Annotated in this window: 10 protein-coding genes; 7 read left to right on the top strand and 3 right to left on the bottom strand. The window is 71.8% G+C overall.

Going from position 1 to position 12,747, the window contains the following annotated elements; translation table 11 throughout:
- Together I59_RS16340 and rsmI are read right to left on the bottom strand one after the other, a co-directional pair.
- The coding region (locus tag I59_RS16340) for a class I tRNA ligase family protein (protein ID WP_148286286.1) at window positions 1-469 on the bottom strand (469 nt) is incomplete at its 3' end.
- A gap of 108 nt (window positions 470-577) precedes the next feature.
- Window positions 578-1,399 (bottom strand): 16S rRNA (cytidine(1402)-2'-O)-methyltransferase, encoded by an 822-nt coding sequence (rsmI, locus tag I59_RS16335; protein ID WP_022904796.1) that lies wholly within the window; start codon window positions 1,397-1,399, stop codon window positions 578-580.
- A 75-nt stretch (window positions 1,400-1,474) separates the two neighbouring features.
- Between rsmI and I59_RS16330 the strand changes: the two genes are divergently transcribed.
- Entirely contained in the window at window positions 1,475-3,109 is a 1,635-nt protein-coding gene (locus tag I59_RS16330) for a dolichyl-phosphate-mannose--protein mannosyltransferase (RefSeq protein ID WP_022904795.1), read from the top strand.
- Between the two features lie 43 nt (window positions 3,110-3,152).
- On the opposite strand, the gene I59_RS16325 is transcribed toward I59_RS16330, so the two are convergent.
- Window positions 3,153-3,800 carry a TetR/AcrR family transcriptional regulator gene (locus I59_RS16325; protein ID WP_022904794.1) on the bottom strand — a complete coding sequence of 216 codons (648 nt, stop codon included), beginning with the start codon at window positions 3,798-3,800 and terminating at the stop codon, window positions 3,153-3,155.
- 151 nt (window positions 3,801-3,951) lie between these two features.
- On the opposite strand from I59_RS16325, the gene I59_RS16320 reads away from it, so the two are divergent.
- From I59_RS16320 to hrpA, 6 genes are all read left to right on the top strand, one after another.
- Entirely contained in the window at window positions 3,952-5,502 is a 1,551-nt protein-coding gene (locus I59_RS16320; protein WP_022904793.1) for an MFS transporter, read from the top strand.
- 634 nt (window positions 5,503-6,136) lie between these two features.
- Window positions 6,137-6,994 (top strand): sulfurtransferase, encoded by an 858-nt coding sequence (locus tag I59_RS16310; RefSeq protein WP_022904791.1) that lies wholly within the window; start codon window positions 6,137-6,139, stop codon window positions 6,992-6,994.
- 88 nt (window positions 6,995-7,082) lie between these two features.
- Window positions 7,083-8,138: an NAD(P)-dependent oxidoreductase gene (locus tag I59_RS16305; RefSeq protein WP_022904790.1), complete on the top strand. Its 1,056-nt coding sequence runs from the start codon at window positions 7,083-7,085 to the stop codon at window positions 8,136-8,138.
- A gap of 4 nt (window positions 8,139-8,142) precedes the next feature.
- A complete protein-coding gene (locus I59_RS16300; RefSeq protein ID WP_022904789.1) occupies window positions 8,143-8,715 on the top strand; it encodes an AAA family ATPase in 573 nt (190 codons plus the stop codon).
- A gap of 38 nt (window positions 8,716-8,753) precedes the next feature.
- Window positions 8,754-10,589: a thioredoxin domain-containing protein gene (locus I59_RS16295; RefSeq protein ID WP_022904788.1), complete on the top strand. Its 1,836-nt coding sequence runs from the start codon at window positions 8,754-8,756 to the stop codon at window positions 10,587-10,589.
- Window positions 10,590-10,654: 65 nt separating this feature from the next.
- On the top strand, window positions 10,655-12,747 hold a 2,093-nt coding region (gene hrpA, locus I59_RS16290; protein ID WP_222835031.1), incomplete at its 3' end, for an ATP-dependent RNA helicase HrpA.

Here is a 12,747-nt window from a genome sequence, read left to right as displayed (position 1 = left end):
ATCGCGCACCCTGCTGGCCCTCGTACGCGCCGGTGCCCGCCACGAGGTCGCTCGGCTGCTTGTACTCCTCACACCCGACGCAGTAGAAGCCCTCGAACTCGCCCGCGTAGATGAAGCCGTCGTCGTACAGCTTCTGCAGGAACGCGGTCACCCCGCGCTCGTGCCGCTCGTCGGTCGTGCGGATGAAGTCGTCGTTCGCGATGTCGACGGTGTCGAGCAGCGGCTTCCAGGCGTCGGTGACGAGTCGGTCCGCCCACTCCTTCGGAGTGACGTCGTTCGCCGACGCGGTGCGCAGGATCTTCTGCCCGTGCTCGTCGGTGCCGGTCAGCAGCCAGGTGTCGTCCCCGCGCTGCCGGTGCCAGCGCGCGAGCACGTCCGCGGCGACCTCGGTGTACGCGTGCCCGATGTGCGGCACGTCGTTCACGTAGAAGATCGGCGTGGTGATGCTGAAGGAGGACCCGTCGGACATGCCGACCATCCTACGGGCGCGCGGAGCGCGCATGACGCGCCTGTGGACAAGTCGGACTGGAGGCACGTGGCGGGCCCGCCCCGCGCCTCCAGGCCGCTGATCGGCACGTTACTTCGCGGCCAGCGCGCCCTCGTAGAGGTCCCGCTTGGACAGGCCGGTCGCGTCCGCGACCGCGGTCGCTGCCTCCTTCATCCGGGCCCCGGCGGCGACCCGTTCGAGCACGAGGCGGACCCCGTCCTCGATGCTCGTGACGTCGAGTGCGCCGGTCGAGCCCTCGACGACGATGCAGATCTCGCCGCGGACCCCGTCGGCCGCCCACGCGGCGAGCGCGGCGAGCGAGTCGCGGCGGACCTCCTCGTGCAGCTTCGTGAGCTCGCGGCAGACGACCGCACGGCGCTCGTCGCCGAAGCCCGCCGCCATGTCCGCCAGCGTGTCGGCGAGCCGGTGCGGCGACTCGAAGAAGACCATCGTCCGCTGCTCGCCCGCGAGGGACGCGAACAGGCGGCGTCGCTCGCCGCCCTTGCGCGTCGGGAACCCCTCGAAACTGAAGCGGTCGGTCGGCAGCCCGGACACCGCGAGCGCCATGAGCACGGCCGACGGACCGGGCAGGGCGGTGACCGTGACGCCGGCGGCTGCCGCGGCCTCGACCAGGGGGAAGCCCGGATCGCTGATGGCGGGCATGCCGGCGTCGGTGAGGACCACGACGTCCTCGTCCCGTGCGAGTTCGACGACCTCGGCGGCCTTCGCTCGCTCGTTGTGCTCGTGGAGGGCGATGAGCCGCGGTCGGTTCTCGATGCCGAGCGCCCGCATGAGGTGGATCGCGGTGCGGGTGTCCTCCGCAGCGACGACCGTGGCGTTCGAGAGGGTCTCGACGAGACGGCGTGACGCGTCTCCGAGGTTGCCGATGGGGGTGGCTGCGAGGACGATCACCTCCCCATTGTCGCCGCAGTGCCGTCGTCCGGTGGTCGCAGCGGGGTCATGGGACGCGTCCGTAGGATGTGCGCGATGACCAGCGAGCTGACCGACGACCGCCGGGACGTGACGGAACACCCGACCGGCTCGCGCCTCGACGACTGGTGGGCGCACGTGCTCCGCACCGGGACCCGTGTCGCGGTGTGGCGCTGGACCGGCCCGCTCGCCGTGACCCTGCTCGCCGCCGTCCTCCGTCTGGTCGGGCTGGGACACCCGCACTCGCTCGTGTTCGACGAGACCTACTACGTCAAGGACGGCTGGTCGATCGTCCACCTCGGGTACGAGGGCACCTGGCCGGCGAACCCGTCCGGCGACGGCGCACCGACGACGGACCAGCGGTTCGCGGACGGCCAGACCGGCATCTTCTCGAGCGCCGCCGAGTTCATCGCGCATCCGCCGCTCGGCAAGTACCTCATCGGGCTCGGCATGCTGCTGTTCGGGGCGGACGACTCGTTCGGCTGGCGCTTCACCGTCGCCGTGCTCGGCATCGCGACCGTGTTCCTGACCGCGGTGATCGCCCGCTCGCTGTTCCGTTCCACCCTGATCGGCACGCTCGCCGGCTTCCTGCTCGCGATCGACGGCCAGGCGATCGTGCTGTCGCGCGTGACCCTGCTCGACGGCATCGTGACGTTCTTCGTCGTGCTCGGGTTCGGCGCGCTGCTCCTCGACCGCCGATGGACCGAGCGGCGGCTGGACGCCTGGATCGCGCGACGGACCGCCGCCGGGCGGGACACGCTCTGGGGGCCGTTCCTCTGGTGGCGGCCGTGGTTGATCGCGATGGGACTCGCGCTCGGGCTCGCGACCGCGACGAAGTGGTCGGGGATGTTCTTCCTGGCGTTCTTCGCGGTGTACTCGGTGCTCAGCGACATGATGATGCGGCGGCGAGCGGGCGTCGAGTTCTGGTCGTCGAGCGCGTTCCTGCAACAGGCTCCGGTGTCGTTCCTCCTCACCGTGCCCATCGCCGCCGCCACGTACCTGGCGTCGTGGACGGGCTGGTTCGTGTCGAAGGACGGGTGGGACCGGGACTGGATCGGCTCCGAGGGTGGGCAGCGCTGGACCGGGCTGCTCGCGTGGGTGCCGGACAGCCTGCAGAACTGGTGGCACTACCAGTCCGAGATCTACGGCTTCAACATCGGCCTGCACACCCCGCACTCGTACCAGGCGAACCCGCTGCTCTGGCTCGTCATGCAGCGCCCGACGTCGATGTACTACGTCGGGACGGACGCCGGACAGGCCGGCTGCACGGCCTCCCGGTGCGGCGAGGCCATCACGGGGATCGCGAACCCGTTCATCTGGTACGCCTCGGTCATCGCGGTGGTGGCGCTGCTCGTGCTCTGGTTGCTCCGCCGACGCTGGGAGTACGGCTTCGTCCTGCTCGGCGTCGCCGCGGGCTACCTGCCCTGGCTGATGTACGTGAACCGGACGGTGTTCCAGTTCTACACGATCGCCTTCGAGCCCTTCATGGTGATGGCGCTCGCGGCGGCGATCGGTCTGGTGCTCGGACGCCGGACGGACGAACGGTCACGTCGGACCCGGGCGATCGTCTGGGTCGGCGTGTACCTCGGCGTCGTCGTGCTCGCATCGGTGTACTGGTACCCGATGTGGACGGCGATCCAGATGCCGTGGGACTTCATCCGGTCGCACTACTGGATGCCGAGCTGGCTGTAGCCGTCGCCGTCCCGGCGCCGAGCCGCGCGTCAGCCGGTGTTGCTCAGTTCGCGGGCTGCATGGCCCGCTCGAGGGCTTCGCGGTCGAGCGGTGTGCCGAGCATCGGGTCGGCGTGCTCCGGCGGCATCACCCCGTCGATCAGCACCTGCGCGTACCGCCGCCACGCGTCGGGGTCGGTGGCGCGGGTGGTGTCCGCGACGACGCCGAGCATCTGGGTCAGCATCGGCAGGTCGCGGTAGTCGAAGCCGTCCCGCACGACTCCGGCGGCCTTCGCACGCCCGATGATCTCGGAGACCTGGGTCTCGAGCCGGTTGCGCTCCTCGACGATCGACGGCCGGGCCTTGCCGGCGCGGACGATGGCGTCGGCGAGGGCACGGTCACGTGCCCGGAACTCGAACACGCCCATCAGGTACACGCGGAGGGACTCGCGCGGGTCGAGCTCTCCGGCGGCGCGCGCCGCCACGCCGTTCATCGCCTCGAACTTGGTGGCGAGCAGCGCCTCGATCAGGGAGTCCTTGTCGGCGAAGCGGCGGTACACCGTGCCCACGCCGACGCCCGCTTCGTGCGCGATGTCGTTGAGCGTGACCGAGAGCCCGCGCTCCGCGAAGCACCGACGCGCCGTCTGCAGGATCAGTTCGCGGTTGCGTGCCGCGTCCGCGCGCAGGGGGCGATCGACGTCGGTGGTGCTCACGACGGCCACCGTAGTTGAACTTTCTGGGAATAAGCGGATGCAGGCCTTCCGTTTCGGTCTACACTGGTCGCAAGCGGATGCAGGGCATCCGTTTCACCCCCGGTCGATCCGACCACCTCATCCCCCTCCACCTTCCAGAAGGAGGCTGCCCGTGACGGCAGAACAGACGGCGCCGACCCCGACCGGGTCAGCGCCCACCCAGACTCCCCGGCAGACCGGCACCCCCGCCCGCTCCGACCACCGCTGGATCGCCCTGGCGGTCATCGCACTCGCGCAGCTGATGGTCGTGCTCGACGCCACGATCGTGAACATCGCGCTGCCGTCGGCACAGGCGGACCTCGACTTCGGCACCGACCAGCGGCAGTGGATCGTCACCGCCTACTCGCTCGCGTTCGGCTCGCTCCTGCTGCTCGGCGGACGCCTGGGCGACCTGTTCGGGCGCAAGAACACGTTCATCATCGGCCTCGTCGGCTTCGCGGTCGCCTCGGTCCTCGGCGGCCTCGCCGACTCGTTCGGGCTCCTGGTCGCCGCCCGGGCGCTGCAGGGCGTCTTCGGCGCCCTGCTCGCTCCGTCGGCGCTCGGCATGCTGACGACGACCTTCCGCGACCCGAAGGAGCGCGGTCGCGCGTTCGGCATCTTCGGCTCGATCGCCGGGTCCGGTGCCGCACTCGGGCTGCTGCTCGGCGGCGTGCTCACCGAGTACGCCTCGTGGCGCTGGTGCCTCTACGTCAACGTGGTCTTCGCGGTGCTCGGCGTGATCGGTGCGCTGGTGTTCATGGCGAAGCCGCCGAAGGTCGACCGGCCCCGCATCGACGTCGCCGGTGTGGTCGCCATCACGGCGGGCCTCGTCGGGATCGTCTACGGGTTCTCGAACGCCGAGACCAACGGCTGGGACGACCCGGTCACGATCGTCATGCTCGCAGCCGGCGTGCTGCTGGTCGCCGCGTTCGTGTTCATCGAGACCCGGGTGGCGCACCCGCTGCTGCCCCTGCGGGTCGTCCTCGACCGCGATCGCGGCGGGTCCTACGTCGCGATCGGCCTCGTGGCGATCGGCATGTTCGGGATCTTCCTGTTCCTCACGTACTACCTCGAGCAGACCCTCGGGTTCAGCTCGCTGCAGACCGGTCTGGCGTTCCTGCCCATGCCGCTCTCGATCATCGTGTCGTCGACCCAAGTAGGTGGCCGACTCCTGCCGCGCGTGGGGCCGAAGGTGTTGGTCTTCGCCGGTGGGCTCGTCGCGGCGACCGGCCTCCTCCTGCTCCTGCGCACCGACCTCGACAGCACCTACGCGGGCACCGTGCTGCCGGCGCTCGTCGTGATCGGGCTCGGCATGGGCACGATCTTCTCGTCCGCGATCAACACGGCGACGACCGGGGTCGCCCGGGCCGACGCGGGGGTGGCGTCCGCGACCGTCAACACGATGCAGCAGATCGGCGGCTCGATCGGGACGGCACTGCTCTCGACGATCTTCGCCGACGTCGTGAAGAACAGCTTGTCGGGGCTCTCCGCGGCACCGACCAAGGTGCAGCAGGCGCAGGCGGTGCTCGACGGCTACCACGTCGCGTTCGGCATCTCGGCCGGCGTCCTCGTGCTGGTCGCCCTCGCGGGGGGACTGCTCATCAACCGGCAGTCCGTCCGGCTGGCGAAGCTCGAGCACGCGGCGGCGACCGCGACGGGGAGCATCGCGGCCGCGGCGCACTAGGGCTGCGGCCCACCGTCGCGGTGGCGCGGGCAGGCTCCGACGGCCGTTGGCCGCAGCGCCAGCGCCTGCGCAACTGGTCATCGAACGACCCGCTCGGCGATCTGCCGGGCGGGTCGTTCGCGTCGTGTGCGGTGTTCGGCGTGTGCTGCCGCGGGGGTCCGGGTCGCCGCCGTCGAACGACGTCACCGCTGTCGTCCGGCGCGCCGCTGTCGAACGACGCCACCGCTGCCGAACGACGCCACCGCTGTCGGACGACGACGGCGGGGTCGTTCCGCAGCGACCGGCGCCGCGGGGGTCCGGCGCGCCGCTGTCGAACGACGACGCCGCTGTCGGACGACACGGTCGCCGTGGAACGACGCCACCGCCGTCGAACGACACCACCGCCGTCACACGACACCACCGCTGTCGGACGACGACCGCGCGGTCGTTCCGCAGCGACCGACGCCGCGGGCGTCCGGCGCGCCGCTGTCGGACGACACCACCGCCGTCGAACGACACCACCGCTGTCGAACGACGACCGCGCGGTCGTTCCGCAGCGACCTCGATCCGAATCACGCGGCACCGATGAGGCTGCGATTGCGCACTGTTGCGGTTCCCCTCGCAGGCGTCAGGGGTCGTCGTTATCGTGTGCCGCATGGCCCCCGTCCTGACCTCGCCGCTCGTGTCGACGCAGTGGCTCGCAGACCACCTCGGTGCTGACGAACTCATCGTGCTCGACGCCTCGGTGCGTTCGACGGGGACCGGCCTCGACACCACGTGGGCTCCGGCGGCGGACGCCTACGAGCGGCGCGGACACGTCCCGGGAGCGCGGTACGCCGACCTCCTCGGTGACTTCTCCGCTCCCGACACCGCCGTCCCCTTCACCCGGCCGGACGCAGAACGCTTCGAGTCCGCGGCGCGACAGCTCGGCGTCACGAACACCGCGACGGTCGTGGTCTACGACGACGGCGTCGGGCAGTGGTCGGCCCGACTCTGGTGGATCTTCCGCTCGTTCGGCTTCGACTCGGTGGCGGTGCTCGACGGCGGCTTCACGAAGTGGCGGGACGAGGGCCGTCCGGTCCGCATCGGCTCGCTCGCGACCGCCGCTGCCGCGGCACGGGATGCGTTCCTCGCAGCAGAGGAACGCCCGCTCTGGGTCGACCACGATCGCGTCCTCCGCGCCGCGACGGGGACGGAGCCGGCAGCGCTGGTCCTCGCTGCCGACGAGTCCGCCCTCGGCGCCGGTCACGCTCCGGTGATCCCCGGCTCCACGGCGATCCCGGTCGGCACCCTCGTCGACCCCGACACGAACGCGTACCGGAAGGGTCCTGCACTCGCGGCGGCGTTCGCCGAGGTCATCGACGCCGAGGAGATCGTCACCTACTGCGGCGTCGGGACGGCAGCGTGCGTCGACGCCCTCGCGCTCACCGTCCTCGGGCACGACCGCGTGCAGGTGTACGACGGATCGCTGCTCGACTGGTGGCGCCGCGAGCCGGAGGCCGTCGCGTCCTGACGGCGCCCAGCGCGGGAACGCCGCGCCGCACGCGGGCTGCGCGACGGGCGAGACCGACGAGACGGACCGGCCGCACTACCGTTGCACCATGAGCACCAGACGAGCGGTCGTCCTCGGCGGCACCGGCGGTATCGGCTCCGCCGTGGCGCAGTACCTGCTCGACTCCCCCGACGACTGGCAGGTCGAGGTCGTCTCCCGCCGCGGCGGCCCCGTCGCCGACGCCCTCGTGGCCGACGGCGCCACCTCGACGCTCGGCGACCGACGGGACACCGCGCTGCTCCGGGCGCTCCTCCGCCCCGGCACCGACCTCGTCGTGGACACTGTGGGACGCACCCGGGACGACGCCCTCCAGCTGCGGCCGTTCCTCGACGACGCGGGTTCGACGGTGTTCATCTCGTCGAAGGCCGTCTACGTCGACGACCAGGGTCGACACGGCAACTCGGTGGAGCGTCCGGTGTTCGCGGGTCCGGTGTCGGAACTGCAGCCGACGGTCGTGCCGAACGACGCCGACCCGACCAGCCGTGACGGCTACGGCGCAGCGAAGGTCGCCGCCGAGCAGGTGCTCCTCGACCACGGTGCACCGGTCACCGTGCTGCGGCCCTCGAAGGTGCACGGCCCGCACATCGGGCGGCCGCGGGAGTGGTTCGTCGTCCGTCGAGCGCTCGACGGTCGGGAGCGGATCCTGCTCGCCGACCACGGCCGCGGCGTCGACCACACGACAGCGGCGAACGGCATCGCCAGCCTGGTCGGGCTCGTCGCCGAGCAGCCCGACCGGCGGATCCTCAACGTGGCGGACGACACCGCTCCGAGCGTGCTCGAGATCGTCCGGACGGTCGCCGGGCACCTCGACCACGCGTTCGACGAGGTCCTCCTCGACGAGGACGCGCCGGCGTTCGTCGGCGTGACGCCCTGGTCGTCGGCGACGCCGTTCGTCCTCGACACGTCGGCCGCGCGGGCGCTCGGGTGGCAGCCGCCCGCGTTCGGGTCGGCGGTGGTGCCCGAGCTGGACTGGTTGGTCGACACGGCGCACCGGGTCCCGGCCGGGGGCGACGTGCCCTGGGCCGGCGACCCGTTCTGGGAGCGGATGTTCGACTACGGCCCGGAGGACGCGGCGCTCGCGCTCCTCATGCTCGGCCGGGGCTGACCACGTGACACGGTCCGAGGTCCTCTTCGTCGGCGGCCGATCCGGGGTCGGGAAGTCCACGGCCGCGGAGGCCCTGCACGACCTCCTCGTCGCCGGCGACGTCCGTCACGTCGTGATCGAGGGGGACGCCCTGGATCTCGCTCACCCGGCGCCCCACGTCGAGCACCCCGAGGCGCACCTCGCGGAGCGCAACCTCGCGACCTTGTGGAGCCGGTACCGGGAGCTCGGACACCACCGGCTCATCTTCACGAACACGGTCGCGGTCCTCGAGCAAAACGCACTCGCACGGGCGATGGGCGACGATCCGGTCGTGACCGCCGTGCTCCTCCGAGCAGGCGACGAAGCCACAGCGGACCGCCTGCGTCGACGGTCAGGGGGTCGCCTCCCCGAAGCGCAGATGGCGCACAGCGCCAGGACGGCCGGGAGGCTCGACACGGCCGCCCGGGACGACGTCACCCGGGTGGACACCGACGACCTGACCCCGGAGGACGTCGCGCGCCGGCTCGCGGTGCTCACGGGTTGGCTCCTCCCCCAGCAGGGTGTGGACGACGCTGATCCGTCCACAGCCGACGGCTGACGCTGTGCTGCACAGGCCGGGCGGGGCAGGCTGGCCCCATGAGCGACAACCGCCTCGACTCCGCAGTCAGCCCCTACCTGCGCCAGCACGCCGACAACCCGGTCGATTGGCGTGAGTGGAGCCCCGAGGCCTTCGCGGAGGCACGCGAGCGAGACGTGCCGGTCCTCGTGTCGATCGGATACGCCACCTGCCACTGGTGCCACGTCATGGCGCGGGAGAGCTTCTCCGACCCGGCGGTGGCCGAGCTCCTGCGGCAGGACTTCGTCGCCGTGAAGGTCGACCGGGAGGAACGCCCCGACGTCGACGCCAGCATGATGGCCGCGGCGAGCGCCTTCACCGGGCAGCTCGGCTGGCCGCTGACCGTCTTCACCACGCCGGACGCGCACGTGTTCTTCGCCGGGACCTACTTCCCGCCGGAGCCCGTGCAGCAGGTCCCGTCGTTCCGCCAGGTGGTCGGCGCCGTGCTCGACGCGTGGCGTGACCGGCGGGACGAGGTCGACGCGAACGCGTCCGCCATCGCGACGGCGATCCGGCAGGGGGCCGAGGCCGACGCGACCGCTTCCGGAGGTGCCGAGTCAGACGGAGACGAGCCGGGCCTCCCGTCCGTCGATGCGGTCCGCGGTGTCCTCGACCAGCTGCTCCAGGCGGAGGACACCACGTACGGCGGTTTCGGTGGTGCCCCGAAGTTCCCGAGTGCCCCGCTGCTGGAACTGCTCGGCGACCTCGCTGCGGACGGTGCGGAGGGGGCCGGCGGCCTCCTCGAGCGCACGCTCGCCGTGATCAGCCGGTCGGAGCTCACCGACGAGGACGGCGGCGTCTTCCGCTACGCGACGCGGCGCGACTGGAGCGTGCCGCACTACGAACGGATGCTCTACGACAACGCCGGACTGCTGGCCGTGGCCGGTGCCGAGCAGGCCCGGGGCATCGCGTCCTTCCTCCGCGACACGCTCCGCCGACCCGACGGCGCGTTCGTGGCGGCACAGGACAGCGAGTCCACGATCGACGGGCGTCGGGTCGAGGGCGAGTGGTACCGACGGCCCGTCGCCGAGCGCGCGACGCTCGACCCGCCGCCGCTCGACGACCAGGTGCTCACGGGGTGGAACGGGCTCGCGGTCAGGGGCCTGGCGATCGCCGGCGCCCGGCACGACGACGACGCGATGATCGCCCTGGCCCGGGGAGCAGCCGACGCGGTCCTCGGCGTCCACGTGCGGGACGGTCACGTCGCCGTCCGGTCGAGCTCGTCGCGCGGGGTCTCGACCGCTCCGCCGACGGTGGAGGACGTCGGGCTCCTCGCCGAGGGGCTCCTCGAGCTGGCGCTCGCCACCGGCGAGGTGTCGTACGCGTCCGTCGCGCGCGGCCTCGTCGACGACGGCCTGGCCGGGCGGTTCGCGGTGGACCCGGTCCTCGACGCCGCCGGGACCGCGACCGGTGAGCAGCCGCAGACCGCCCTCCGTTCGGGCACGGTGGGCCTGGCGTCCGCCGCGGCGACGATCGCCGCGCTGACCGGGGAGTACTCGTACCGCGCCGCGGCGGAGCGACTCGTGGCGGACCGCGCAGCCTCCGGCACCGAACGACCCCTGGGGTACGCGGACGCCCTCGGGCTCGCGCTGTTCCTCGGCCGGGCGTCGCGGGAGGTCGTGGTGGTCGCCTCGGACGGTGCCCACCCGATGCGGCAGACCGCTCGCGCGGCCCGGCAGCCCGGTACCGTCACCGCCACGGTCACGCCCGCGCAGGCCGAGGCGTGGGCTGCGGCCGGCTTCGCGCTGTTCGCGTCGCGGAGCGGGCTCGACCCGGCCGCGTACGTCTGCCACGACCGCGTGTGCGCGCTGCCCGCACGCACGGCCGACGACCTCGTCGGCCAGCTCGGCCGGTGAGCACCGTGTCCGGCGGAGGCGGCGGGTCCCTCGAGAGCGCACCGGACAGGTATCCTGGAATGCTCATGTCCGACATGCCCGTCATCACGTACCCGCCCGAGCTGCCCGTCTCGCAGCGGCGGGACGACATCGCTGCTGCGATCCGCGATCACCAGGTCGTGATCGTCGCCGGTGCCACGGGTTCCGGCAAGACGACGCAGCTGCCGAAGATCTGCCTCGAGCTCGGACGCGGGTCGATCGGGCACACGCAGCCCCGGCGCATCGCCGCCCGCACGATCGCGGAGCGGGTGTCCGAGGAGCTCGGCGGTGAGCTCGGCGACCTCGTCGGGTACCAGGTCCGCTTCACGGACAAGGTGTCGGCGAACACGAAGATCAAGCTGATGACGGACGGGATCCTCCTCAACGAGATCCACTTCGACCGTGACCTGAAGCGCTACGACACGATCATCATCGACGAGGCGCACGAACGCTCGCTGACGATCGACTTCCTGCTCGGCTACCTCAAGCGACTGCTGCCGCGTCGCCCGGACCTCAAGGTCGTCATCACCAGCGCGACGATCGACCCCGAGTCGTTCTCGCAGCACTTCGGCGGCGCCCCGATCATCGAGGTGTCCGGTCGCACCTACCCGGTCGAGGTGCGCTACCGACCGCTCGTGGCGGAGGACACCGACGACCGCGACGGTCGCGACGACGACGAAGACGACCCGCGGACCGACGACCACGGCTCCGGCGGTTCCCCCGACGACCGCGACGTCCTGCAAGGCATCACCGATGCGCTCGACGAACTCGCGCGCGAAGACCCGGGCGACGTGCTCGTGTTCCTCTCCGGCGAGAACGAGATCCGCGACGCGCAGGAGGCCATCGAGGGCAAGCGCTACCCGGGCACCGAGGTCCTCCCCCTCTACGGCCGACTGTCCGCCGCCGACCAGCACCGGGTGTTCGAGCGACGCAGCACGCCGGGCGTCCGACGCCGCGTGGTGCTCGCCACGAACGTCGCCGAGACCTCCCTGACCGTGCCCGGCATCAAGTACGTCGTCGACACGGGGACCGCCCGCATCTCGCGCTACTCCCCGCGCGCGAAGGTCCAGCGCCTCCCGATCGAGGCGATCAGCCAGGCCAGCGCCAACCAGCGCTCCGGTCGTGCCGGCCGCACGAGCGCGGGCATCGCGATCCGCCTGTACTCCGAGGACGACTTCGATCGGCGGCCGGAGTTCACCGACCCCGAGATCCTCCGCACGAACCTCGCCGCGGTGATCCTGCAGATGATCTCGCTCGGCTTCGGCGACATCGAGCGGTTCCCGTTCCTCCAGCCGCCGGACTCCCGGGGCGTGAAGGACGGCCTCGACCTGCTCCGTGAGCTGCGCGCGGTGGACGGGGACGGCCGCATCACGAAGACCGGCCGCCAGCTGACCCGGCTGCCGATCGACCCGCGTCTCGGTCGGATGGTGCTCGAGGCCGGCCGGCAGGGCGTCGGCCGCGAGGTCATCGCCGTCGTCAGTGCCCTCAGCATCCAGGACCCGCGCGAACGTCCGCTCGAGAAGCGTGCCCACGCCGACCAGCTGCACGCCCGCTTCGCCGACCCGACGAGCGACTTCCTCACGCTGTTGAACCTCTGGAACCACATCGAGGACAAGCAGGACGAGCTGTCGTCCAGCGCGTTCCGCCGACTCTGCAAGGCCGAGTTCCTGAACCACCTCCGCATCCGCGAGTGGCAGGACCTGTACCGGCAGCTCGTCCGCGCCGCGAAGCAGGTCGACGTGCGCGTGGCCCAGTCACGCAGTGAGGACGGCGACGCGGTGCACCGGTCCCTCCTCGCCGGACTCCTCAGCCAGATCGGTCTCCGCGACCGCGAGAAGCGCGACTACCTCGGCTCCCGCAACGTCCGGTTCGTGGTGTTCCCGGGCAGCGTCCTCGCCAAGAAGCAGCCCGACGCCGTGATGGCCGCCGAACTCGTCGAGACGAGCCGGCTCTTCGCCCGCACGGTCGGGAAGATCGACCCCGCCTGGGTGGAGCCGCTCGCCGGCGACCTCCTGAAGCGCACCTACGGTGAGCCGCACTGGGAGAAGAAGCAGGGCGCGGTGGTCGCGTACGAGCGCGTGACCCTCTTCGGCGTCCCCGTCGTGCAGCGTCGCCGCGTCCAGTACAAGCGGGTCGACCC

The sequence above is a fragment of the Curtobacterium sp. B8 genome (assembly GCF_000333315.1).
Taxonomy (GTDB): Bacteria; Actinomycetota; Actinomycetes; order Actinomycetales; family Microbacteriaceae; genus Curtobacterium; species Curtobacterium luteum.
This window is presented reverse-complemented; position numbering and strand designations above follow the sequence as displayed.

Bases quoted from the DNA above. Each gene is read 5' to 3' on its own strand.
- I59_RS16330 (WP_022904795.1), top strand. From the start codon at position 1,475: ATGACCAGCGAGCTGACCGACGACCGCCGGGACGTGACGGAACACCCG.
- I59_RS16310 (WP_022904791.1), top strand. From the start codon at position 6,137: ATGGCCCCCGTCCTGACCTCGCCGCTCGTGTCGACGCAGTGGCTCGCA.
- I59_RS16305 (WP_022904790.1), top strand. From the start codon at position 7,083: ATGAGCACCAGACGAGCGGTCGTCCTCGGCGGCACCGGCGGTATCGGC.
- I59_RS16295 (WP_022904788.1), top strand. From the start codon at position 8,754: ATGAGCGACAACCGCCTCGACTCCGCAGTCAGCCCCTACCTGCGCCAG.